Source organism: Streptosporangiales bacterium, assembly GCA_009379825.1.
In the GTDB taxonomy this organism is placed as follows: domain Bacteria; phylum Actinomycetota; class Actinomycetes; order Streptosporangiales; family WHST01; genus WHST01.
The window spans coordinates 42,656-64,220 of the sequence record WHTA01000005.1 but is presented as its reverse complement, the minus strand read 5'-3'; the positions used below and the strand labels follow the sequence as shown (position 1 = coordinate 64,220).

Here is a 21,565-nt window from a genome sequence, read left to right as displayed (position 1 = left end):
CCCTGCGGGTGACGCCGGCTACCCGGACCACCCGCCGCGGATGGGGTTCTTCACCGACACCTCGGTCTGCATCGGCTGCAAGGCGTGCGAGGTGGCGTGCAAGGAGTGGAACGAGGTGCCGTCGACCGGGCTCGACCTGCTCGGGCAGTCGTTCGACAACACCGGTGGGCTCGGCGCGGACAGCTGGCGGCACGTCGCGTTCGTCGAACAGCGGGTGCCGGTGGCCGACGAGGTGGCGACCGTGGACCTCGGCATGCCGTCCGTGGGCATGCCGGAGCAGCCGGCCGGCGACGGTGACACGGCCGTGCGTTGGCTGATGTCCAGTGACGTGTGCAAGCACTGCACCCATGCCGCGTGCCTGGACGTCTGCCCGACCGGTTCGCTGTTCCGTACCGAGTTCGGCACGGTGGTCGTGCAGGAGGACATCTGCAACGGTTGCGGCTACTGCGTACCCGCCTGCCCGTACGGCGTCATCGAACGCCGCGAGACCGACGGCCGGGCGTTCAAGTGCACGCTCTGCTACGACCGGCTCGGCGACGGCCTCGAACCGGCCTGTGCGAAGGCCTGCCCGACCGACTCGATCCAGTTCGGTGAGCTGGACGAGCTCCGTGACCGCGCGGACCGCCGGCTGGCCGCCGTACGGGGCGAGGGCGCAACGGGCGCCAGGCTCTACGGCCGTGACCCGGGCGACGGGGTGGGTGGTGCAGGCGCGTTCTTCCTGCTGCTCGACGAGCCCGAGGTGTACGGCCTGCCGCCCGACCCGGTGGTGACCACCCGCGACCTCCCGGCGATGTGGAAGCACGCGGCCGCCGCCGCGGTGTCCGTCGCCGCGGGGATCGCGCTCGCGTTCACCAGGAGGCGGCGATGAGCGAGAACCGGTCGTACTACGGGCGCCCCGTACTGAAGGAGCCGGCGTGGCGGGTGCCCGACGTGCCCGGGTACCTGTTCCTCGGTGGGTTGGCCGGCGCCAGCGCGGGCGCGGCGGCGCTGTGCGACCTGACCGGGCGCGCGGGTCTGTGCCGGACCTACCGGGCGGTCGCCGCGGGCGCGGCCGTGTCGAGCGTCGGCGCGTTGATCCACGACCTCGGCCGGCCGGCGCGGTTCCTCTACATGCTGCGGGTGTTCAAGCCGACCTCGCCGCTGTCCGTCGGCTCGTGGATCCTCGCCCCGTTCGGCGGGCTGGCGACCGCCGCTGCGGCCGCGGAGTTCGCCGGCCGGGCGAGATGGGCTCGGCCAGCGGGGATCGGCGCGGGGGTGCTCGGCCCGGCCATGTGCACGTACACCGCCGTGCTGCTGGCCGACACTGCCGTGCCCGCCTGGCATTCGGCGTACCGCGAGCTGCCGTTCGTGTTCGCCGGGAGCGCGTTGACCTCGGCCGCGGGTGCGGGGCTGCTGTGCGGCGGCCGGGCGGAGCACGAGCCGGCCCGTCGGATGGGTTGGCTCGGGGCGGGGATAGAGCTGGTCGCCTCGGGGCTACTGGAGCGCGCGCACGGCCTCGCCGGTGAGCCGTACCGCACCGGCCGGGCACGGCGGCTGCTCCGCGCCGCCACCGGCCTGACCATCGCGGGCGCCGGCCTGTCGGCCGCCGGCCGCCGGAGCCGGGTCGCCACCGGCCTGGCCGGCGCCGCGTACCTCGCGGCCGGCCTATGCACCCGCTTCGGCGTCTTCGACGCCGGCATCCGGTCGACCCGGGACCCGAAGTACGTCGTCACCCCACAACGCGACCGGCTGACGCAAACGACCTAGGTGCTGTGCTGTTCCTGGTCGAGTCGTTCGTCGATGGGTTCGTCCGTGCGTTCGTCGGCGCCGGTGTGGCCGGACGCCGTCGGGGTGGACGGCTCGTCCGGGGGCTCGAACTCGGTCAAGCGTTCCTCCGGGAGGAGCTCGTCGGTGACGAGCGCGTCGGACTCGTCCTGCGGTACGTCCGTCTCCTCCTCGAGCGGAACCTCGACGCGACGGTCGTCAGGGCTGGTCATCGGGTCTCCTTCCTTCGTCTCACGCGGCCTTGACCTCCGCCGCGTCCTTCGCGAACGTCACCCGTACGCACGCGCAGACCAACCGTGGGAAGTCCGCGCGGTCGACCAGCTTCGCCAGCCGGCCGGGTTCCGTGGGCAGCTCGAGCAGCTGCGCGCCCTGCGCCGCCTTGGCGTCGACGAACGGGTGTACCTCCGGCCAGACGCCCTGCACCTCGCGCAGGAAGATGTCGGCGCCGACGTCGCCGATGCCCTTGAACTCCTTCACCAGGTTCCGCAGCGCCGTGACGCCACCGTCGCCGGCGGCGCGGAGCCTGCGCAGGTCGCCTCCGTACTGCGTGCGCACCCGTTCGGCCGTGTCGCCGAGCATCCTGGACGTGCTCTCGTCGTAGCGCGCGTAGCCCGACCGGTTCAGCAACTTGGTGCGGTGCGCCCACGTCGCGTCGGCCATCTTCGCCGGCGTGGTGAGCTTCGCGTCGAGTAGTGCCCGCATCGCGGCGACGGCGATGTCGTTCTTGATCCGCGCGGAGAGCAGCAGCGACAGCACCAGGTGCTGGAACAGCGGTGCGGGTTTGTCCGCCAGGCCGATCTTGGCCTGGCTTGCGTAGGTTTGACCGTGTCGGTCGAGCAACGTACGGATTTGCCTCTCCCTGGATGCCGACATGGCGTCCTCCTCTGTGGGAAGGGTCGCGACTGCATCGAGTGGGCCTGGCAGGGTAGGGGACACTCGTGCGGACCGAAAGGAGGGTGCCCGTCATGGCTCGCATGCCGTTGGGCGAGATCCTCGACAGTCTGGGAGTCTCCGCCGACCTTGGTGCCGATGACCGGGTAGCGGATGCCGTTGTCCTGCTGAAGATCAAGAATGGTGACGAGGTGTCGGTCGCCATCGAGCAGAGCGATCACACGGATTGGTACGATCAGCGCGCCCTGATCAGCGCCGCGGCCGCCGTGGTCGAGAACTCCGAGCTCAAACGCTGTTGACCGGTGCAGCGCAGGCGCCTCACGCGACCAGCTCCTCGCGCAGCGACCTGAGCGTCTGGTTGAGCAGGCGCGACACGTGCATCTGTGAGATGCCGAGCTGATCGGCGATGTCGCTTTGGGTCTTGTTCCCGTAGAAGCGCAGCAGCACCATCTCCTGCTCGCGCTCCGGCAGCCGCTCGACAAGTGGCCACAGTGACTCGGTGTCCACGACGCTCTCCAGGTCCTGGTCGTCGTCGCTGAGCGTGTCCAGATAGGTCGCGGCCTCCTCCTCGTCGCTGACGGGCGCGTCGAGGGAGAGCGGCGAGAACGTGTCGTCGGTCGCCAGCGCCTCCTCGACCGCCCGCTCGCTCGTCTCCAGGTGCGCGGCCAGTTCCGCCGCGGAGGGCTGGTGCCCCCTCTCCTGGCAGAGCTGCTCCGAGGCTTCCTTGATCTGCATCTTCAGCTCTTGGATCCGGCGCGGCAACCGTACCCAGCGGCGGCTGTCCCTGAAGTGGCGGCGGATCTCGCCGAGCACGGTCGGCCGGGCGAAGGTGACGAAGTCGACCCCGCGTCCGGCGTCGAACCTTTGGATGGCTTCCATCAGGCCCAGATAGCCGACCTGGTCGAGCTCCTCGGTCTGCTCGCCGCGGCCGGTGTATCTGTTCACCGCCCAGCGCACCAGCCAGCTGTACCGCTCCACCATTACTTCGCGAGCGCGTTCCTTGGCTCCTTCGTCGGCGGCGGAAGCCAGCTGTCCGAAGAGCTCCGCATCAGTGCATTGCATGTCGGTTGACGTCGTCATCGCTATCAGTCCAAACCAACGACTGCGTAATCGACGTACGTCTTATTCCCCACCGTACATCGTTCAACCGGAACTGGAGACCCCGTTTCGTCCCGGATCGCGTGGGTAGCTCAGCTAGCGACCCTGCCGCCATACGTATCGCGGGAGCGAAGATGCCGCATACCGTCGCCGACTACCTGCTCGAACGACTCCGGGAGTGGGGAGTCGAACACGTCTTCGGGTACCCGGGTGACGGGATCAACGCGTTGCTCGCCGCCTGGGGACGCGCGGGTGACTCGCCACGCTTCGTGCAGTCCAGGCACGAAGAGCTGTCGGCCTTCGAGGCAACGGGTTACGCGAAGTTCTCCCGGCGTCTCGGGGTGTGCGCCGCGACGTCCGGTCCCGGCGCGATCCATCTGCTCAACGGCCTCTACGACGCGAAGCTGGACCACACTCCCGTGCTGGCGATCGTCGGCCAGACCCACCGCAGCGCGATCGGCGGCAGCTATCAGCAGGAGGTCGACCTGCTGTCGTTGTACAAGGACGTCGCCAGCGACTACGTGCAGATGGTCACCGTGCCGGAACAGCTGCCCAACGTCGTGGATCGCGCGATCCGGACGTCGCTCGCCCGGCAGACGGTGACGGCCGTCATCATTCCTGAAGACGTGCAGGAACTCGACTACTCGCCGCCGACGCACGAGTTCATGATGGTGCCGTCGAGCCTTGGCATGTCGCAGCCGGCCGCCAGGCCGGCGGACGACGACCTGCAGCGAGCTGCGGACATCCTCAACGCCGGCGAGCGGGTCGCAATGCTCATCGGGCAGGGCGCCGCGGACGCCGCGCGTGAGGTCGAACGGGTGGCCGACGTGCTCGGCGCCGGGGTCGCCAAGGCACTACTCGGCAAGGACGTGCTGTCCGACGACCTGCCGTACGTCACGGGTGCCATCGGCCTGCTCGGCACCCGGCCGAGCTACGAGATGATGCGCGACTGCGACACCTTGCTGACCGTCGGCTCGAGTTTCCCCTACACCCAGTTCCTGCCGGATCTCGACGGAGCGCGCGGCGTGCAGATCGAGCGCGATCCCACGCTCGTCGGCATGCGGTACCCGTACGAGGTGAACCTCGTCGGCGACGCGCGTTCGACGCTCGCCGGCCTGCTGCCGCTGCTCGAGAAGAAGCAGGACAGGTCGTGGCGGGAACGGATCGAGAGGGACGTCGCCCGCTGGTGGGAGGTGATGGAACGCCGCGCAGGCGTCTCCGCCGACCCGATCAACCCCGAGCTCGTGTTCCACGAGCTGTCCCCGATGCTGCCGTCCGACGCGATCGTCACGGCCGACTCGGGTTCGGTCGCGAACTGGTACGCGCGTCACCTGAAGTTCGGGGGCCAGATGCGCGGGTCGCTGTCCGGCAACCTCGCCACCATGTGCCCGGGGCTGCCGTACGCCGTGGGTGCCAAGTTCGTGCACCCGGACCGGCCTGCCGTCGCGTTGGTGGGCGACGGCGCCATGCAGATGAACGGCATCAGCGAACTGATCAGTGTCGGCAAGTTCTGGACCGAATGGGACGACCCGAGGCTCGTCGTCTGCGTGCTGAACAACCAGGATCTCAACCAGGTCACCTGGGAGCTGCGGGCGATGGGCGGTGCGCCGCAGTTTCTGCCGTCGCAACAGATTCCCGACTTCCCGTACGCCGAGTACGCCCGGGTGCTCGGCCTGCGCGGCATAAAGGTCGAGGAACCCGGCGGTGTGCAGACCGCTTGGGAGCAGGCGTTGGCCGCCGACCGGCCGTGTCTGCTCGAGTTCGTGACCGACCCAGCGGTGCCGCCGATCCCGCCGCACGCCACCTGGGAGCAGATGGAGAACGCACTGGAGTCCATCGTCCGCGGCGACAGCGACCGATGGGGCGTGCTGAAGGAAGGCGTGAAGGCAAAGCTGCAAGAGGTCCTCGCCGGGCCGAGGTCCCGCTCGTAGCCGTCCAGAGGAGGTGGCGACGTGCAACGTGGCAGCGACAGGCACGGCCAACGGCTCGACGAGGAGCTCAAGCACGAGACCGAGCCGTTGGAGCGCTCCGGCGTGCAGCCGCACAGCGAGGAGTGGCGGCAGCCGGAAGCTCCCGCCGACGACGAGCCGGAACCGCCCGGCGCTCCCGGCGGTACGTACCGGGGTGCCACACCGCCGGGCCTCGACCCGGACGAGGTGGAGCCGCGCACGGAGATGGCCAGGCACCTCGAGCCGTCGGTCTTCCCGACGGACCGGGCCGGCGTGCTGCAGAGCGCGACGGCCAACAACGCGCCCGACGAGATCGTCGCGCAGCTGTACGAGCTGCCGGCCGGCGTGGTGTTCAGGACGATGCAGGACGTCTGGTCGGCGCTCGGTGGCGGGCAGGAGCAACGGCCGTAGCTGGAGGGATCGTGAAGCGCGACACGGAAGTACCCGTCGACGAGGTATGGGAACGCTTCCACGAGGTCGTCAACATGACCTCGCGGGAACTGACGGACTGGTTGGGTGAGCGCAAGGAGCTCGTCGCCGACCCGGCCGGCAAGGCACCACCGCTAGGCGAGGCGGTGCTCGAGATCCTGCGCAAGCGGCGGATGGATCTCACCACTGACGACGTCGACACCATGTGGCGGGTCATCGCCATCGTCGAGGACGAGACCGAGGGCCAGTCGATCGGCGAGCTGATCTCCGACGAGCGCCGCAAGTACCGCTTGATGAACGTCGGACACGACCCGATCAAGGCGGGGTAGGGCAGCGGCATGAGTGGACTCCTGACGAGGTTGGCGCGCCGTCTCGCGGCGCTGCGCGACCGCCTGGTTGTACGGCGCGGCACCGAGGCCGACGTGGCAGCCGACCGGCACCAAGCGCTGAGCCGGGTCACCGGCGACCGCCCGCGTGCCGCCGGCACCACGACGAGCACCGGCGGCAGCGGCACGTTCGTCGGCCGGATCGCAGGGGAGGATCCGGCCGAACCCGACCAGCTGGCCCGCAAGAAACCGGAGGTGCGGCCGTGACGTTGGATCTCGACTTCCTCAAGCCGCTGTACTCGGTTCGCGGGCCGTTCGCCAGCGTCACGCTGGAAGCGGGCCGCGAGGCCGGCGACGCTGAGCATGCGGTGCGCCTGCGCTGGCGGGGCGTCCGGTCGGAGCTGCGTGCCGCGGGCGCGGACGAGGACACGCTGCGCGCACTGGACTGCGCCGTGGCGACCCCGCCGGCGGAGGGGGGTGCGCAAGGCCAGGTCGCCGTCGCAGCCGGTGGCGAGCTGCTGCTCGACGAGTACTTCCACGCGCATCCCGGTACCAGTACGGCGACCTGGGGCAAGCTGCCGGAGGTGTTGCCGCTCCTGCGTTCCATGCGAACGCAGCTGCCGTGTCTCGTCGTCAACGTCGATGCGGCGGGCGCCGACATCCAGATCCGCGGCCGGTCGGACGTGGTGGACACCGCGGTCGAAGGAGACACGCATCCGCTGCACAAGGTGCGGGGCGGCGGCTGGTCACACCGCAGGATCCACCAGCGGGTCGAGAACGTGACACAGCACAACGCGAAGGTCGTCGTCGACCGCGTCGCCGAGCTGGTCAAGACCGTCGCCGCCGAGGTGGTCGTGCTCGCCGGCGACCCGCAGGCGAAGGCGAACTTCCATGCCGTGGCACCGCCCGGCGTGCAGGAGCTGCTCGTCGAGCTCGACGTCGGCAGCCGGCACCGCGGCGCACGCCCCGTCGACGAGGAGGTGGACGAGGTGCTCGCCGCACGGGCGGCCGCCGACGATGCCGGTCGGCTCGAGGCGTTCCGCGAACAGCTCGGACAGGGCGAACGCGCCGCCGCCGGCCTGGACGCGACGGTCGGCTGTCTGCGCAAGGCCCAGGTCGACACGGTGCTCCTGGAGGACGACGGCGCCGTCGAGCGGTTGCCGGCACTGTGGATGGGCGACGATATCCACCTGCTCGCCCGCGACGCCGCCGCGCTCGCCGAGATGGGAGCGACCGACCAGGTCGAGGTGCCGGCTACCGCCGCGCTCGTCGGTGCCGCGGCGACGACCGATGCCGACCTGGCGTTCGTGGAACCGGGAAGCATCGGCCATCGCGACGGTGTGGCGGCCCTGCTGCGTTACTCGCACGACCCGGCACAGGCGCACGGGTAACCGGGCGGGTCACCGCCTCGCGAAGCGCTCCGGCAGGGAGTCGAGGCGGACGGCGTCACCGGCGACCCGCTCCAGCATCTGTTCCACCGGCAGCCGCTCGCCGGGTTGTGGTTGGTCGGCGAGCTGGCCCAGCGCAGTGCCGTACTTCGCCAGCGCGTCGAAGTGCGCAGGCCAACGTTCTGGAGTGCCGGAGACGAACCGCACCTTGCCGCTGATGTGGTCGCGTAGCCGCTCCGCCCAGTCCTTCGGGCTGGTCGCGCCGACCGACGCGACCCCGTGGGGGAACAGCAGGACGTCGACGTCCCGGTACGGGTCGCCGGCGCGAGCAGCGCGCTCGACGTGCTCCGCGCAGTGGGTCAGTGACTCCTCGACGGGGAAGTAGCTCCAGAACGGCACAGAACCGCTCCTGCGTACCTCTACCGGGTCGACCATGAGGAACGACTCGACGACGAGCCGGTCGCCGTCGGCGCCTGCGTCCCTGAACCGTTGCCGCAGCAGGCGTGCGGTGGGTCCCGACAGTGCCTGCGGTTCCGGTACGTGCATGGTGACCACCGGATGCGACAGCTCGCTGGCCCGTGAGCTGATGTCGTCCGCGATCCTGGCGTCGAACCCCCATTCGGCCTCCGCGCTCACGCCATCCGGCTTCGGTGACTGGAACTGGGTGTGCGCAGAACCGTGCTCCTGCAAGTAGCTCGCGACCCGCGGGGAGCCTTCGGTGTACTCGCTGGCGTTGAGTCCGCCGCGCGCGCCTGCCTGGAAGAAGTGGCGATCGTCGATCCTGGTCGTCGGCCAGGTGGAGTCGTCGGCGAGGAAGATGATCGGCGCCTCAGGTGCGAGGCGCTCCGCGAGGAAGCGCTCGTAGGCCGCAGGCAGTTGGCGCCACTTCAGCCGGAAGTACGTCATGTGCTGGATCATCAGCCGGTCCTGGTTGCCGTCGTGCATGTGGTGCAGCACGATCCCCGGGTTGTTCTCGAGCAGCGGACCGGCGATCCTCCTGCCGCGCTCCATCGCCTCGATCCCGTGGTCGGGGTCGTTGCCCTCCCAACGCACCGGGATCAGCAGCGTCTGCGGGAGGAACGGCATCCCGGTCTCGGCGCAGAGATGCGCAGCAGCGCCGTTCGGGGAGCCGATGACCACGCCGGGGTAGCTGTCCTCGCCGTAGTGCTCGACCACCCACTGCGCAACGGTCTCCATGTCGACGTCGCCGAGGCGGCGCGCGGGGATCCCGTCCACGCCGCCGAACACGCCGTACGCAGTGCGGCGCACGGTACGTGGAAGCAGCGTGGAGTAGCGCGTCGGCAACGCGCGCAGCCGGCCCCGCCCGAGGTGGGGGAAGCTCTCGCCGCGCAGGGCGTGCGCCGTAACTCGGAGGAACGCGCTTGCCGAGTCGAAACTCGCCACCGCGCGTTCTGGTGCCAGGGTGCTCATTGCTCTGTGTCCTTTCCCATGTCGACTCGAACCGTACGCACCAACGCCTCGGGACACTCGAACGGGAACGTGTGCGTACCACCTTCGACGCGCACGTACCTGCCGTTCGGTCGGTCCGTCAGTCGCCGTCCCCAGGCCTCGGTGCCGAGCGCGTCGCGGCTGCCCACCATGACCGTCAGCGGCACCGCGACCTGCGCCAGCCACCGCTCCGGTGCGTCGGCGAGCATCGATACCCCCATCGCGCAGACGCGGCCGAGACCGGCCCGTCGCTGTTGGGGGCGGTTGACCTCGACGAGCCCCTCGGGGTGCGTCCTGGCGTCCGCACGCCAGGCCCACAACAGCCGCCGCAGCGACCGGTAGCGCGGGTCGACGGTGGGGCTGGCGAGGACAAGACCTGCGACGAACGTGTCGTCGGCGGCCGCCGTTCGTACGGCGACTTGCGTCCCGTACGAGTGACCGACCACGATGGCGGGCCGCCGAAGTCTTGTCCGCAACCACTCCGTGACGGCCGCCGCGTCGTCCCGCAGCGTCGGTGTACCGGGCACGTCGCGCCCGCCGGCGACACCCGGTAGCTCCAACAGGTGCACCCGGCCCAGGGCCGCCAGCCGTTCCTGGGTCTCGTACAGGTAGGCGGAGACCGCGAGCCCTGGGACGATGACGACGTCCGCGCCGTCGCCCATGGTCCTCGCGTGGACCGCGGCGGTCAGGTCCGTGATCGCGAGGCGGCGTCCGAAGCGCCGGGTGGCGACCGTCGCCCAGCGCCGGCCGCGGGAACCGGCTGCCTCGGCGGTCGCCTCCCTCTGCGTGCCGGTCATGGTCACGTGCCGTCGCCGGGCAGCCCGCTCGGTGGGAGGTAGCTCGGTGAGTGCGTCGGCACGCTGGGGTTGGAGGGCGGCTCGTGTGGCTTCTCCTGCTCCTGTGCCTCCGCCAGCGCGGCCTCGGTGATGGCGACCTCGCGACGCCGGGCGAGCGCACCGACGAAGACGCCGTAGACCAACCCGAGAACGACCAGCAGGATGCCGAGCCGTACCAGGTATCCCGACACGCCGTCGCCGACAGGCAGCACGGTGATCAGCGCGGTGATGCCGAGCGTCACCAACAAGAACACCACCGCCAACAGCCCGGCGACCGAACCGACGTTGCTACCCGCACCCCCTGCGCCGCCGACGTACCTGCGGCCGGTCAACATCATCAGCCAGCCGACCACGGCCACCACGACGATGCCGGTCGCGAGGAAGATCAATGCGGCCGGTTCCACGACGTGACCTCCTTTGCTCGGTGGGGCACGGCTACCCAGCCCGGGTGATGGGTAAACGACCTCGGCGCGGGTAGCAGGACGTGTGCAAGGCAGACACCACTACGTATCGGAGGAGGCGACCGATGGCGGACAAGCCGAGCAGCCCGGTGAAGGACAAGAACTACAACCTGTTCTCCGCTGTCCAGGATTCCCTGCACAACGTGTGGCGGATGGAGACGTACATCGCCGACGCGGAGCAACAGAACGACGCCGAGCTCGCCGAGTGGTTCCGGAAGATCCAGCACAACAACAGGAAGGCTGGCGCCCAGGGCAAGGAGATGCTCCGCCAACGGCTGCAAGAGGAAGGTGGCTGAGCAGACCGCGCGCGAAGGCACGCATCTGGATCTGCTGACGTCGCCCGGGTGCCGGCTACCCGGGCCCGCGCCTGGACCGGGCGTACCGCCGTAGCGCCGCGCCCGACTCGCGGACATGCCGCCTGATGTGCCGCTCGGCGGCACGGATGTCACCGCGGCGGATGGCCGTGAGGATCGCCTCGTGCTCGTCGAGAGCCACCGGGAGGCGGCCGGGCACCTGCGCGGACAGCCGGTTGCCCAGGCGGACCTGGGCGATGAGGTTATCTGCGATGGCGTGCAACCGCAGGTTGCCCGAGCCTTCCCAGATCAGTTGGTGGAACTGCAGATCCAGCTCACCGTACGTCTGCAGGTCGCCGTCGGCCACGAACGTGCGTTGCCGCTCGAGGAGCTTCTCCAGCTCGTCGGCGATGATGACGTGGTCGGGTGCCGCAGCCGCCCTGCGGGCGGCCATGCCGTCCACGGCCTCACGGAGCTCGTAGATCTCCAGCAGGTCCTTTGTGCGTACCTCGGGTACGAAGTACCCGCGGTGCGGGACGGACACGACGAACCCCTCACGCTCCAGGGTCGCGAGGGCGGCCTTGATCGGGGTGGGGCTCAGTCGTAGGTGCTCGGCGAGCGGGCGTACGGTGATCCGCGAACCCGGTGTGAGGGTGCCGTCGATCACCGCCGCCCTTACATAGTCGTACGCCGCGCGCAGCGATGTCTGTCTGGGTCCGGTCGAGCGAGCCAGGGCCGGTTCGGCAGCGGCTCTGCTGTTCGACTCGTCGACAACCATGACAGGTGCGCCTCGTTCTACGGATCTCCTCCGGCGCCCGCAACGACTTTCTGCGCGAGCGGCGGGAACTGTGACACCTCGGTGCCGAGCGCTGCGGACAGTCGGTGGAATCGCGACATGATGGCCTCGGCCTCCGCCCCCATGGCCAACCGGGGACGCCCACGACGGTACGCCCGCTCGCCGTGCCGCAGCGAGACCGGCGTCAGGTCCATGCCGACGAGCTCGCCGCCGGAGAACCGGCAGACGGGCACGATCGTCTCCCAGAAGCGTGCGTCCGCAGGGAAGCTCCTGCGGTCGTTGTCGGTGCGGGAACGGAAGACAGCGCTCGGTGTCTGCGTGGGGTCCACCCGGAACTGTTCGTAGGAGTCCGCCGGCAGCTTCTGCACGAGCTCGTTCTGGCCGATGAAGTTGCCTAGGCTGTAGAAGATCGGCTTGCCGTCGTAGAGCTCCATGCCACGCAGCAGGTGTGGTCCGTGCCCGACGACGACGTCCGCGCCGGCGTCGATCATCCGGCGGGCGAAGTCCCTGGCGAAGCTCGCCGGCTCCTCCTTGTCGTCGCCCTGTTCGTGGCTGTGCAGGCTGACGATGACGACGTCCGCGCGTGCTCGTGCCTCGCGCACCCACGTGGTGAGGGCGTCGGTGTCGCCCTCGTGCGGCGTGGAAGAAACCGCGGTGTGGTCGGCGGCACGGAAGCTCGCGTCCAGCTGACCGGCAGTGCGGAGATTCGCCTCCTTGAACTGGAAGATCTCCGGATCGGTGGGCGCGAACGCGAAGCCCATGTCGATGAGCTCCTGTTGTTGCCGGTCGAGTCCGAGGTCGGCGGAGATCTTGCGCAGTTGGCTGAGCTGCTCCGGGGTCACGTCGTAGACGGCTTGGTAACGCAGTGGGCTGAGTCCCGGCCTGCCCTGCATCTCCGGACGTTGCTCGCCCGCGACCTGGCTCTTGGCGAACGTCGACGTGCACGAAAGCATGGCCACGCTGCCGTTCGGATGGTCCACGTACGCGGGCATCCGCGCGTCGGCGAGTGTCCGGCCGACCCCCGCGTAGGGCAGGCCACGCCGTTCCAGCTCGTGCATCGTGGCCAACAGACCCTCGATGCTGTAGTCGAGCGCGTGGTTGTTGGCGCAGCCGAACAGGTCGAAGCCCATCGCCACCAGCTCGTCCAGCACCCACGAGGGTGCCGCGAGATGCGTACCGCCGCTCTCCACCGCCGGGTAGCCCTGGAAGTCGTTCGGCAGGACCTCGAGGTTGGTGAACGAGACGTTCGCCTGCTGGAGTAGCGCGACGAGTCGTCTCGTCGGTTCGTCCAGGTCGGCCGGGACCCGGCGGGTGATGATGCTGTCGCCGGTGAGTGCGACGGTGATCGCTTCTGGTGTCGTGGTCATCGAGCCGTCTTTCGTGTTCGCGTGTCGGCCTTTCCTAGGGTTCGTCGTCCGTGGTGACTGGCGCCGCCTCGTCCGCCCGCTGGCCGGGCAGCACGGGGAAGAAGCACGACGCCAGATGCGGTGCGGCGCCGCCGGTCTCCTGCAGTTCGAGCGCGGGTACGTTCTCACTGCAGTAGGCCTCGGCACGGGGGCACCGGGTGTGGAAGGTGCAACCGTTCGGTGGGTTCATGGGCGAAGGCACGTCGCCGCTGAGCACGATGTGGACGCGCTCCCGCTCCCGTTCCGGGTCAGGCACCGGGATCGACGACATGAGCGCGTTGGTGTACGGGTGCCGCGGCTCGGCGTACAGCTGCTTGCCGCTGCTCAGCTCGACGACCTTGCCGAGGTACATCACGGCAACGGTGTCCGAGATGTGCTCGACGAGCGCGAGGTCGTGGGCGATGAAGATGTAGGTGAGGTCGAACTCGTCCTGCAGCTTCTTCAGCAGGCTGATCACCTGTGCCTGGATGGACACGTCGAGGGCGCTGACCGGCTCGTCGCAGATGATGAGCTTCGGGTTGAGTGCGATGGCACGTGCGACGCCGACCCGCTGGCGCTGGCCGCCGGAGAACTCGTGCGGGTACCTGTCGTAGTGCTCAGGGTTCAGCCCGACGATCTCCAGCAGTTCCTGTACCTTGCGCCTCCTGTCGCGTTCCGTGCCGTGCACCCGCATCGGTTCGCCGATGATCCGTCCTACGGACATCCGCGGGTTCAGCGAGGCGTACGGGTCCTGGAAGACGATCTGCATGTCGCGCCGGACACGCATCATCTCCTTCGCGTTGTAGCGAAGGATGTCCTCGCCCTCGAAGAGCACCTCGCCGTCCGTTGGCTGCAGCAACCGCAGCAGGCAGCGCGCCAACGTGCTCTTGCCGCAACCCGACTCGCCGACCAGCCCGAGCGTCTCGCCGCGGCGGACGGTCAGGTCGACGCCGTCGACGGCCTTCACCTGGCCGACCGTCCTGCGCAGCACGCCGGCCTTGACGGGGAAGTGCATCTTCAGGCCGTTGACCTGGAGCAGGTCGGAGCCGACCCCCGGGGCGGTCATAGCGCGTGTCCTTCCGCGTCCTGCTGTTCGGTGCTTTCCCGTCTGCTCCGCGCGGTCTCGTCCGCGGACAGGATGCAGGCCGCCGAGTGGCCGAGCCGCTTCTCCTCGAGCGGCGGGTCGATCTCGTGGCACTGGTCGCGCACAGCGGGGCAGCGCGGGCTGAAGCTGCAGCCGGTGGGCAGGTTGATCAGGCTGGGCGGCTGGCCCTTGATCGGGTGCAGGGGCGCCTTGCCCGCCCCCAGCCGCGGCAGCGACTTGAGCAGCGACCAGGTGTACGGCATCAGTGGGTCGTAGAAGACCGGGTCGGTGGGGCCGTACTCGACGGCGCGGCCGGCGTACATCACCATCACCTTGTCCGCGAGCTTCGCGACCACACCCAGGTCGTGCGTGATCATGATGATCGCGGTGCCGTGGCGTTCCTGTAGGTCCGCCATCAACGTGAGGATCTGGGCCTGGATGGTGACGTCCAGCGCGGTCGTCGGTTCGTCCGCGATGAGCACCTTGGGGTTGCAGCCGAGCGCCATGGCGATCATCGCCCGCTGCCGCATGCCGCCGGAGAATTGGTGCGGGTAGTCGCGCGCCCGCGTCTCCGGGCTCGGGATGCCGACGTCGCGCAGCACCTGCACGGCCTGCTGCCGCGCCTCGGTCTTCGTGACGTCCTGGTGCACCCGGATGGCTTCGGCGATCTGGCCGCCGACGGTGAACACCGGGTTCAGGCTGGTCATCGGGTCCTGGAAGATCGCGGCTATGTCGTTGCCCCTGACCCGTTGCATCCGCTGCTCGGACGCTTTCAGCAGGTTCTCGCCCTCGAAGTGGATCTCGCCTTCCGGGTGGTAACAGGGCGGCGACGGGTTGAGCCGCATCACGGAGAGCGCGGTGACGCTCTTGCCGCTGCCCGACTCGCCCACGATGCCGAGGGTCTGGCCGGGTTCCAGGGAGAAGCTGACGCCGTCGACGGCGCGTACGACGCCTTCGGGAGTGTCGAAGTAGGTCTTCAGGTTGTCGACCTCGAGCATCGCCATGTTCGTCACCGCCTGCCCGAGTGTGGGTCCATGATGTCGCGCAGCATGTCGCCGAAGATGTTCAGCGAGAGCACGGTGAGGACGATCGCGAACCCGGGGAAGATCGAGTACCAGGGTGCGATGGTGAGGTAGCTCCTCGACTCACCGAGGATGTTGCCCCACGTCGGCGTCGGTGGTTTGATGCCGAGGCCGAGGAAGCTCAGGGCGGCCTCGGCGAGCACCGCCTCGGCGAAGATGAACGTCGCCTGCACGATGATCGGCGTCAGCGCGTTCGGCAGGATGTGCCGTACGAGGATGTCCACTTTGTTGGTCCCCGTCGCCACGGCCGCCTCGACGAACTGCAGCTCGCGCAGCTGCAGTGTCGAGGACCTGACCACCCTCGTCATGATCGGCCAAGTGGTGGCCGCGAGCGCGATGATCACGTTCGTCAGGCTGCCGCCGAGCGCGGCGACCAGGGCGAGCGCCAGGATGATGGACGGAAAGGCCATCAACCCGTCGACGACGCGCATCAGCACGTCGTCGACCCGACGGAAGTAGCCGGCGAGCAACCCGGCGACGGCGCCGAAGACGGTGGCAAGCGCGGCCACGGACAGGCCGACGATCAGCGAGACGCGACCGCCGAAGACGACGCGACTGAAGATGTCCCTGCCGAAGTTGTCCGTGCCGAACCAGTACTCGCCCGACGGCCCGCTGAGCCGGTCCGCGGGCGCCATCGCGGTGGGGTCGTGCGGCACCCACAGCGACGCGGACGCGGCCGCGACCACGAGCAGGCACAGCACGACGGCGGCCGACAGACCGATCAGCCGGTTGCGGCGGAACGTAGCGATCCCACTCAACATGCGGCCGCCCTCAGTCGTACCTGATGCGGGGGTCGAGGACCCCGTAGACGACGTCGACGAGCAGGTTGACTCCGACGTAGATCAGCGCGATGAAGAGGATCACGCCCTGGATGACGGGGAAGTCGCGCCTGGCGATGGAGTCGACGAGGAGGTTGCCGAGCCCGGGGATGACGAAGATCTGCTCGGTGACGACAGCGCCGCCGAGCAGCTTCGCCAGGCTGACCCCGATGACGGTCACCGTGGGGATCATCGCGTTCGGGAACGCGTGCTTGGTGAGGACCGGCCGCTCGCCTAGTCCTTTCGCGCGCGCCGTCCTGATGTAGTCCTGGTGGATGACCTCGAGCATTCCGTCCCTGAGCATCCGCGCGATGAGCGCCGCCTGTTGTACGGCCAGGACGAGCGCAGGCAGCAGCAGGTGGATGAACCACTGCCACACGCCCTCTTCCAGTGGCACATACCCGGAGACGGGGAGCACCTTGAACTGGACGGCGAGCACGAGGATCAACACGAGCGCGAGCCAGAAGTTCGGGATCGAGACGCCGAGGATCGACACCGACATGAACGCCGAGTCGAGCAGCGTGTTCCGTTTCCAGACCGCCAGGAGCGCCGTCGGGATGGCGATCACGATGCCGAAGATGAACGACAGCACCGTCAGGCTGATCGTGGGCGGCACGTGCAGGGCGATGATCTCGGTGACCGGCTGGTGCGCGTAGATCGACTCGCCGAGGTTCCCGGTCAGCGCCTGGCCGGCCCAGGTGAAGAACTGCACGAACAGCGGTGCGTCCAGGCCGAGCTCGCGGCGCAGCGCCGCCACCTGTTCCGGCCCGGCGGACGGACCGAGGATGATCGCCGCCGGGTCGCCCGGGGTGAGGTGGATCAGGAAGAAGATGACCACACCCACCACGATGAGCACGGGGATCATCGCGAAGAGCCGACGGATGATGTACGCCGTCACGGCCGCTCCTACGCCGCACCCGGCGCGCTACGCCGCCCAGCCATGCGTCAGCGACCTTCCTTGAAGGCCACCGTGACCGCCTTGAGGAGGTCCGGCTGCGCGTAGAGCTCGACTGCCGTCATGGCGAGCTCGAGTGCTCCGTCGATCACCGCCTTGTCGCCCTCGGGCGACGCAGCCGCAGCCGCAGACTCGCGGCTGTGCATGGTGAGCTCGGGCCGCAGCTCGATGTGCGGGTGGATCGAGGGTACGACGTGGCTGACGTTGCCCATGTCGGTCGAACCCGAATGCGTGTTGTCCTCGTACTCGCACTGCCGCCCGAGTGCTGCCAGGTTCGCTTCGGAGAGAGCGACCAGTGTGTCGTTGCTGCGCATCTCCTGGTAGGCGGGCAGCGGGTACTTGATGTCGACGGTCGTGCCGGTGGCGAGGGCCGCACCCTTCGCGCAGTTCTCCACTGCAGGCAACAGCCGCTCGTTCAGGTAGTCGCTCTGCGGCGAGCGCGCGTACGCGCGGATGGCCGCGTGCTCCGGGATGATGTTCACCGCCTGACCGCCGTCGGCGACGATGGCGTGGATCCGCGAGTCGTCCCTGACCTGCTGACGCAGCAGACCGATGGCCACCATGGTCAGGTTTACGGCATCGAGCGCGTTGACACCCAGGTGGGGTGAACCCGCTGCATGTGCGGCTTTCCCGGTGAACTCGATCTCGAGCAGCATCCTCGCCAGGCCGGTGCGACGCGCGTTGTTGTTGCCGCCGGGGTGGATCATCATCGCGGCGTCCACCCCCTCCAGGCATCCTGCCTCGATGAGGAACACCTTGCCGCCGCCGCCCTCTTCGCCCGGGCTGCCGACGACGAGGAGGTTGCCGGGCACGTCGGGGTTGGCCTCGAGCCAGCGCTTCACGATGATCGCGGCGCCGAGCCCCGACGAGGCGATGATGTTGTGCCCGCAGCCGTGCCCGATGCCCTCCAATGCGTCGTACTCGCAGAAGATCGCGATGGTCGGTGCGCCTTCGGTGTGTTCGGCGTTGGTGTACTTGCCGAGGAACGCGGTCGGCAGGTCGCCGGCACCGTTCTCCACCGCGAAGCCGTGCTCCTGCAGCTTCTCCGTCAGCAGCTGGCTGGCGAAGTTCTCCTGGAACCGGACCTCGGGGTGCTCGTGTATCCGATGGCTCACGTCGACCAGTTCGGTCTCGATCTCCGTGGCATGGCCACGCAACAGCTCGAGATACGTCTTCGCCTCGTCGACGCTGAAGGTGGTTGCCGGTGCCGCGCTTTCTGACGCCATCTAGGCCTCTCCTCTCAGAGCCCGGTGTTCCACAGCCGGACGTCGATCCAGGCCTCGTAGTTCTTGAGCTTCGAACTGCGCCCGTGCAGGGTCGCGCTGTTCACGAGCTTGACGAGCGGCACCTCGGAGTAGGTGATCTCGTTCATCTCGACGAGGAGGTCTTGCTTCTCGGAGTCCGACGAGGCACGACTCCACTTGTCCAGCGTGCTCTTCATCTTCGGGCTCTCGTACCAACCCGGCCAGTCCGGCAGCATCCAGATGACGCCGGTCGGGTCGAACGACGGCGAGAACGAGGTGATGAACATCTCCCAGGCGTCCTTCTCCTCGCGCTTGGTCAAGAGCGTCGGCCACTCCAGTACCTGCATGTCGATGTTGAAGCCGGCCTCCTTCAGCTGCTTCACGACGACCTGGGCGGCGTTGTAGTGGTCCGGGTAGAGGTTCGTGACGAGGAGGCGTAGCTTCTCGTTCTTGTAGCCGGCCTCGGAGAGGAGCTGCTTGGCCTTCGCCGTGTCGTGGGCGTCGTAGTTGTCGGTGCCCTCGGTGGTGTACAGGTCCTCCTGCTCGGGGAAGAAGATCGAGCCGTCCATCTTCCAGAACTTCTCGCTGCCGTAGGCGGCCTTGCCGACGTCCTTCTTGTTCACCGCGAAGTTCGCGGCCTGCCGCATCTTGACGTTGTCGAACGGTGGCCGTGCCTTGTTGAAGATCACTGCCAGCCATGCGTTGGAGTCGATGATGACGGGCTCGACGTTCTCGGTCGACTGCATCGACTTGTAGACGTCGAGGCTGATCTCCATGGAGTACTGGGACTGGTCGGTCTGCAGCTGGTTGAGGCGCACCTGTGCGTCCTTGACCACGCTGGCCTTGATCTCGTCGAGGTAGGCGGTCTTCTTGCCGGTGAGTCCGCCCCAGTCTTCCTTCCTTGCGCTGTATCCCTCGTAGCGCTTCAGGGTGATCCGTTGGCCGCGGGACCAACTGACGAACTTGTACGGGCCGGTGCCGATCAGGTGCTTGTCTCCCAGCGGCTCCGTGCCCGCATCCTCGGCGGCCTTGGCGGGTATGACGATGAGCGACTGCTTGACGTCGGCGAGGTTCGGGATGAGCGGGGCGAACGGCTTCTTGAGCACGATCTCGAGCGTGGTTTCGCCGGCCGGCTTGATCTCGTCGATGTACTCCAGCGTCAGGATGCCGCCGCCGGAGATCTTTCCCCAGCGTTTGATGGATGCCGCGGCGTCCTCTGCGGTGAGCGGCGCCCCGTCATGGAACTTGATGCCCTTGCGCAGGTTGATGGTGTAGGTGAGCTCGTCGTCGCTGACCTCGTAGCCCTCGGCGAGCATCGGCCTGAGCTTGTAGTCCTTGTCGAAGGCGAAGAGCTGCTCGAAGATGTGCCAGGCGATAGCTCGGGTGATCGTGGCCGTCGAGCTGGTCCAGTCGACCGTCGGTACGTCGGTATTGATGGCGAGGTCGATGACGCCGCCTTTGCCTGGTGCGCCGCCGCCATCGTCCTGGCTGGTCGACTGTCCACCGCACGCCGTCAGCGTGCCGGTGCCGAACGCGAGGGCGACCGCGCCGGCCGTGCCTTGCAGGAAGAACCGGCGAGATGGATGGTGACCGGGTTGCGGCTGGTCCGGAAGAGGGTAGGGGAGGCTGTCGCGACGCATGTAGGGGGTCCTTCCCTCACGGCTGCTGCCCGAACGATCGAATGTTCAGGATCCGGCATTGTTGCGGCCGTGAATTCTCGTTGCGCCTACTTGGGGGGTTCAGTTCTGGTAGCTGGCTATCGAAGGATCAGCGCTGCAGGAGGGCGGGAGAGCGGGAATCGAGCATGCGGAATCCCTTCAGGAGCGCGAACCAGCTCCGTCGGCGATACGCAAGTGCGGTGAGGGGACCGACTTCGGTTCCCTCTGGACCGAGCAATTCGTCAAGGATTGGATCTAATAGCTGCCGTGTCAAGGGTCGACCCGAGACTCCGTCGATGGGTAGACGAGTGCCCCGACCGAGGCGTCGAAGGTCAGTGTTTACAAGCAGGTTTCGGCGATCGGGCGACGCTCGGCGCGCCGGCACAGTGATCGCGCAACGGGTTACGCGATCACCTGCGTAAAGGGCGTAGCGCACGTTGTCGCCACACCGGTAATCGTCACGCGATGCCTCGCCGCACTGCCGCGAAGGGGAGACGTGTGTGCGACGTCAGGTGGAAACGCCGGTGCCGGAAGAGCCGGTATTTCCCGTCACCGTCGGTGATTGATGCTCCGAGTACCAACCAGTAACGCACGATGGGCCGGTTGCCCGAAGTCATCCGCACTTGCGTGCTTCCACTCACGGCACGGGGCTTGGGGTGGTGCTGTCCCAAGTGGCGACCTCGCCGCCGACGCCGGACCTGCCGCTCGGTACGCCGAGGGTCAGTACGTTCAGGTTCTTGCGGATCCCCTCGCCCAGTGCGGCCAGCATGCCGTCGGTGATCGCGGCGATGAACCTGGCGGCCGCGTCGGGGATGACGGAGTCGTCGAACGCCCGGTCGCGCACGGCCAGCGTCACGTTGGCGACGTGCTCGACGGCCGGGGTGCCGCCGAGCCCCCAGTGGGCGCGGGGCACACCGAACAGCTCGACGACGACGAGCGGACGTGCCCAGCCGCCTGCCACGCCGGCGACGGCCTCGGTCAGGTGGTGGATGATCGCGCGGGACGAGTCGTCGTCGAGCAGGTCCTCGCACAGGTGGACGGTGACGTGCGGCATGGCGACCCCTACTAGTGTGGATGACCAAGGTGATTTGCACGTAAAGCAAAATAGTTTTGATAGTAAACGTATATCTGGAGTGGTGCGGTGTCAACAGACGGCAAGCGGGACAAGGGAGCAGGGCTGAGCGTCGACGACGCAATCCGCGGGCTGCTGCTGCTGATGCCGCGGGTCATCGGGCGGCTGAAGCGAACCCCCGTTCCCGACGAGCTGCAGTCGCTCGCGCTGGCGCCGCGGCACCTCTCCCTGCTGTCGTACCTGTTGTTCGACGGCCCGATGACGGTCAACGAGCTGGCGGCCAGGCTGGAGGTTGCGCCCACGACGGTGAGCCTGATGGTCGGCGACCTCAGCCGTAAGGGCGTCGTCGAGCGCCGCGAGGACGACGCCGACCGGCGGCGCAAGATCGTGAGCATCGCCGACGACCGGCTGCCGGCCATCGAGGGCTGGCTGGCGCGCGGCGCCGATGCCTGGCGCGCCGCGCTCGCGCCGCTGACGGCTGCGCAGCGGCGGATGTTCGTCGACACGCTGCTTGCCTACGAGCGCGGGATGGCGGCCGACGACCCGGTCGGGTAGCTGTGCGGTACCTGCCGGCTACGCGTCGACCC

25 protein-coding genes are annotated in these 21,565 nt (G+C 68.4%); 10 read left to right on the top strand and 15 right to left on the bottom strand.

Annotation, left to right across the window (positions count from 1 at the left end; genetic code table 11):
• Nucleotides 1-40 precede the first annotated feature (40 nt).
• Together GEV07_04105 and GEV07_04100 are read left to right on the top strand one after the other, a co-directional pair.
• Nucleotides 41-868, top strand: coding sequence for a 4Fe-4S dicluster domain-containing protein (locus GEV07_04105; protein ID MQA01931.1), 828 nt, complete (start codon nt 41-43; stop codon nt 866-868).
• Nucleotides 865-1,746 (top strand): polysulfide reductase, encoded by an 882-nt coding sequence (locus GEV07_04100; GenBank protein ID MQA01930.1) that lies wholly within the window; start codon nt 865-867, stop codon nt 1,744-1,746. Before GEV07_04105 ends, GEV07_04100 begins: the two co-directional genes overlap by 4 nt.
• Here GEV07_04100 and GEV07_04095 read toward each other — a convergent pair.
• Both GEV07_04095 and GEV07_04090 read right to left on the bottom strand, forming a co-directional pair.
• Nucleotides 1,743-1,976: a hypothetical protein gene (locus GEV07_04095; GenBank protein ID MQA01929.1), complete on the bottom strand. Its 234-nt coding sequence runs from the start codon at nt 1,974-1,976 to the stop codon at nt 1,743-1,745. The genes GEV07_04100 and GEV07_04095 overlap by 4 nt on opposite strands.
• Before the next feature lie 19 nt (nt 1,977-1,995).
• Nucleotides 1,996-2,637, bottom strand: coding sequence for an endonuclease (locus GEV07_04090; protein ID MQA01928.1), 642 nt, complete (start codon nt 2,635-2,637; stop codon nt 1,996-1,998).
• A gap of 92 nt (nt 2,638-2,729) precedes the next feature.
• Here GEV07_04090 and GEV07_04085 point away from each other — a divergent pair, with 92 nt between their 5' ends.
• A complete protein-coding gene (locus GEV07_04085; GenBank protein ID MQA01927.1) occupies nt 2,730-2,954 on the top strand; it encodes a hypothetical protein in 225 nt (74 codons plus the stop codon).
• Nucleotides 2,955-2,973: 19 nt separating this feature from the next.
• Here the strand turns inward: GEV07_04085 and GEV07_04080 are convergent, their stop codons facing one another.
• The gene (locus GEV07_04080; protein ID MQA01926.1) at nt 2,974-3,735 is read right to left on the bottom strand and encodes a SigB/SigF/SigG family RNA polymerase sigma factor; all 762 of its coding nucleotides are present in this window, start codon (nt 3,733-3,735) and stop codon (nt 2,974-2,976) included.
• Nucleotides 3,736-3,887: 152 nt separating this feature from the next.
• Here GEV07_04080 and GEV07_04075 point away from each other — a divergent pair, with 152 nt between their 5' ends.
• From GEV07_04075 to GEV07_04055, 5 genes are all read left to right on the top strand, one after another.
• Entirely contained in the window at nt 3,888-5,684 is a 1,797-nt protein-coding gene (locus tag GEV07_04075; protein ID MQA01925.1) for a thiamine pyrophosphate-requiring protein, read from the top strand.
• A 21-nt stretch (nt 5,685-5,705) separates the two neighbouring features.
• Nucleotides 5,706-6,113: a DUF2795 domain-containing protein gene (locus GEV07_04070; GenBank protein MQA01924.1), complete on the top strand. Its 408-nt coding sequence runs from the start codon at nt 5,706-5,708 to the stop codon at nt 6,111-6,113.
• Nucleotides 6,114-6,187: 74 nt separating this feature from the next.
• Nucleotides 6,188-6,460, top strand: a complete 273-nt coding sequence (locus tag GEV07_04065) for a DUF3140 domain-containing protein (protein MQA01923.1) — start codon at nt 6,188-6,190, stop codon at nt 6,458-6,460.
• A 30-nt stretch (nt 6,461-6,490) separates the two neighbouring features.
• On the top strand, nt 6,491-6,724 hold the full coding sequence (locus GEV07_04060; protein MQA01922.1) for a hypothetical protein: 234 nt from the start codon (nt 6,491-6,493) through the stop codon (nt 6,722-6,724).
• On the top strand, nt 6,721-7,848 hold the full coding sequence (locus tag GEV07_04055; GenBank protein MQA01921.1) for a hypothetical protein: 1,128 nt from the start codon (nt 6,721-6,723) through the stop codon (nt 7,846-7,848). Before GEV07_04060 ends, GEV07_04055 begins: the two co-directional genes overlap by 4 nt.
• A gap of 9 nt (nt 7,849-7,857) precedes the next feature.
• Here the strand turns inward: GEV07_04055 and GEV07_04050 are convergent, their stop codons facing one another.
• From GEV07_04050 to GEV07_04040, 3 genes are read right to left on the bottom strand one after another with little or no spacing between them, the layout of a single operon-like run.
• Nucleotides 7,858-9,276: a hypothetical protein gene (locus GEV07_04050; GenBank protein ID MQA01920.1), complete on the bottom strand. Its 1,419-nt coding sequence runs from the start codon at nt 9,274-9,276 to the stop codon at nt 7,858-7,860.
• On the bottom strand, nt 9,273-10,091 hold the full coding sequence (locus GEV07_04045; GenBank protein MQA01919.1) for an alpha/beta fold hydrolase: 819 nt from the start codon (nt 10,089-10,091) through the stop codon (nt 9,273-9,275). Before GEV07_04045 ends, GEV07_04050 begins: the two co-directional genes overlap by 4 nt.
• Before the next feature lie 2 nt (nt 10,092-10,093).
• Nucleotides 10,094-10,534 (bottom strand): hypothetical protein, encoded by a 441-nt coding sequence (locus GEV07_04040; GenBank protein MQA01918.1) that lies wholly within the window; start codon nt 10,532-10,534, stop codon nt 10,094-10,096.
• Nucleotides 10,535-10,656: 122 nt separating this feature from the next.
• Here GEV07_04040 and GEV07_04035 point away from each other — a divergent pair, with 122 nt between their 5' ends.
• Entirely contained in the window at nt 10,657-10,887 is a 231-nt protein-coding gene (locus GEV07_04035; protein MQA01917.1) for a hypothetical protein, read from the top strand.
• 55 nt (nt 10,888-10,942) lie between these two features.
• Here GEV07_04035 and GEV07_04030 read toward each other — a convergent pair whose 3' ends face one another.
• The 9 genes from GEV07_04030 to GEV07_03990 all read right to left on the bottom strand — a co-directional run bounded on the left by GEV07_04030 (nt 10,943) and on the right by GEV07_03990 (nt 20,960).
• Entirely contained in the window at nt 10,943-11,662 is a 720-nt protein-coding gene (locus tag GEV07_04030; GenBank protein ID MQA01916.1) for an FCD domain-containing protein, read from the bottom strand.
• Nucleotides 11,663-11,679: 17 nt separating this feature from the next.
• Nucleotides 11,680-13,047 carry a CapA family protein gene (locus tag GEV07_04025; GenBank protein MQA01915.1) on the bottom strand — a complete coding sequence of 456 codons (1,368 nt, stop codon included), beginning with the start codon at nt 13,045-13,047 and terminating at the stop codon, nt 11,680-11,682.
• 34 nt (nt 13,048-13,081) lie between these two features.
• On the bottom strand, nt 13,082-14,131 hold the full coding sequence (locus tag GEV07_04020) for a dipeptide ABC transporter ATP-binding protein (GenBank protein ID MQA01914.1): 1,050 nt from the start codon (nt 14,129-14,131) through the stop codon (nt 13,082-13,084).
• Nucleotides 14,128-15,153 carry an ATP-binding cassette domain-containing protein gene (locus tag GEV07_04015; protein ID MQA01913.1) on the bottom strand — a complete coding sequence of 342 codons (1,026 nt, stop codon included), beginning with the start codon at nt 15,151-15,153 and terminating at the stop codon, nt 14,128-14,130. Before GEV07_04015 ends, GEV07_04020 begins: the two co-directional genes overlap by 4 nt.
• Before the next feature lie 5 nt (nt 15,154-15,158).
• A complete protein-coding gene (locus tag GEV07_04010; protein MQA01912.1) occupies nt 15,159-15,992 on the bottom strand; it encodes an ABC transporter permease subunit in 834 nt (277 codons plus the stop codon).
• Between the two features lie 10 nt (nt 15,993-16,002).
• A complete protein-coding gene (locus GEV07_04005; GenBank protein MQA01911.1) occupies nt 16,003-16,947 on the bottom strand; it encodes an ABC transporter permease subunit in 945 nt (314 codons plus the stop codon).
• Nucleotides 16,948-16,994: 47 nt separating this feature from the next.
• Nucleotides 16,995-18,230: an amidohydrolase gene (locus tag GEV07_04000; protein ID MQA01910.1), complete on the bottom strand. Its 1,236-nt coding sequence runs from the start codon at nt 18,228-18,230 to the stop codon at nt 16,995-16,997.
• 14 nt (nt 18,231-18,244) lie between these two features.
• On the bottom strand, nt 18,245-19,888 hold the full coding sequence (locus GEV07_03995) for a hypothetical protein (protein ID MQA01909.1): 1,644 nt from the start codon (nt 19,886-19,888) through the stop codon (nt 18,245-18,247).
• 655 nt (nt 19,889-20,543) lie between these two features.
• Complete coding sequence (locus GEV07_03990) at nt 20,544-20,960, bottom strand: hypothetical protein (protein ID MQA01908.1); 417 nt, start codon at nt 20,958-20,960, stop codon at nt 20,544-20,546.
• Nucleotides 20,961-21,122: 162 nt separating this feature from the next.
• Here GEV07_03990 and GEV07_03985 point away from each other — a divergent pair, with 162 nt between their 5' ends.
• Entirely contained in the window at nt 21,123-21,533 is a 411-nt protein-coding gene (locus GEV07_03985; protein ID MQA01907.1) for a MarR family transcriptional regulator, read from the top strand.
• Nucleotides 21,534-21,565 lie beyond the last annotated feature (32 nt).

Bases quoted from the DNA above. Each gene is read 5' to 3' on its own strand.
- GEV07_04065 (MQA01923.1), top strand. From the start codon at position 6,188: ATGACCTCGCGGGAACTGACGGACTGGTTGGGTGAGCGCAAGGAGCTC.
- GEV07_04080 (MQA01926.1), bottom strand. From the start codon at position 3,735: ATGACGACGTCAACCGACATGCAATGCACTGATGCGGAGCTCTTCGGA.
- GEV07_04100 (MQA01930.1), top strand. From the start codon at position 865: ATGAGCGAGAACCGGTCGTACTACGGGCGCCCCGTACTGAAGGAGCCG.
- GEV07_04020 (MQA01914.1), bottom strand. From the start codon at position 14,131: ATGACCGCCCCGGGGGTCGGCTCCGACCTGCTCCAGGTCAACGGCCTG.
- GEV07_03990 (MQA01908.1), bottom strand. From the start codon at position 20,960: ATGCCGCACGTCACCGTCCACCTGTGCGAGGACCTGCTCGACGACGAC.
- GEV07_04050 (MQA01920.1), bottom strand. From the start codon at position 9,276: ATGAGCACCCTGGCACCAGAACGCGCGGTGGCGAGTTTCGACTCGGCA.
- GEV07_04075 (MQA01925.1), top strand. From the start codon at position 3,888: ATGCCGCATACCGTCGCCGACTACCTGCTCGAACGACTCCGGGAGTGG.
- GEV07_04085 (MQA01927.1), top strand. From the start codon at position 2,730: ATGGCTCGCATGCCGTTGGGCGAGATCCTCGACAGTCTGGGAGTCTCC.
- GEV07_04015 (MQA01913.1), bottom strand. From the start codon at position 15,153: ATGGCGATGCTCGAGGTCGACAACCTGAAGACCTACTTCGACACTCCC.
- GEV07_04105 (MQA01931.1), top strand. From the start codon at position 41: ATGGGGTTCTTCACCGACACCTCGGTCTGCATCGGCTGCAAGGCGTGC.
- GEV07_04035 (MQA01917.1), top strand. From the start codon at position 10,657: ATGGCGGACAAGCCGAGCAGCCCGGTGAAGGACAAGAACTACAACCTG.
- GEV07_04095 (MQA01929.1), bottom strand. From the start codon at position 1,976: ATGACCAGCCCTGACGACCGTCGCGTCGAGGTTCCGCTCGAGGAGGAG.
- GEV07_04025 (MQA01915.1), bottom strand. From the start codon at position 13,047: ATGACCACGACACCAGAAGCGATCACCGTCGCACTCACCGGCGACAGC.
- GEV07_04090 (MQA01928.1), bottom strand. From the start codon at position 2,637: ATGTCGGCATCCAGGGAGAGGCAAATCCGTACGTTGCTCGACCGACAC.
- GEV07_03985 (MQA01907.1), top strand. From the start codon at position 21,123: ATGCCGCGGGTCATCGGGCGGCTGAAGCGAACCCCCGTTCCCGACGAG.
- GEV07_04010 (MQA01912.1), bottom strand. From the start codon at position 15,992: ATGTTGAGTGGGATCGCTACGTTCCGCCGCAACCGGCTGATCGGTCTG.
- GEV07_03995 (MQA01909.1), bottom strand. From the start codon at position 19,888: ATGCGTCGCGACAGCCTCCCCTACCCTCTTCCGGACCAGCCGCAACCC.
- GEV07_04045 (MQA01919.1), bottom strand. From the start codon at position 10,091: ATGACCGGCACGCAGAGGGAGGCGACCGCCGAGGCAGCCGGTTCCCGC.
- GEV07_04030 (MQA01916.1), bottom strand. From the start codon at position 11,662: ATGGTTGTCGACGAGTCGAACAGCAGAGCCGCTGCCGAACCGGCCCTG.
- GEV07_04000 (MQA01910.1), bottom strand. From the start codon at position 18,230: ATGGCGTCAGAAAGCGCGGCACCGGCAACCACCTTCAGCGTCGACGAG.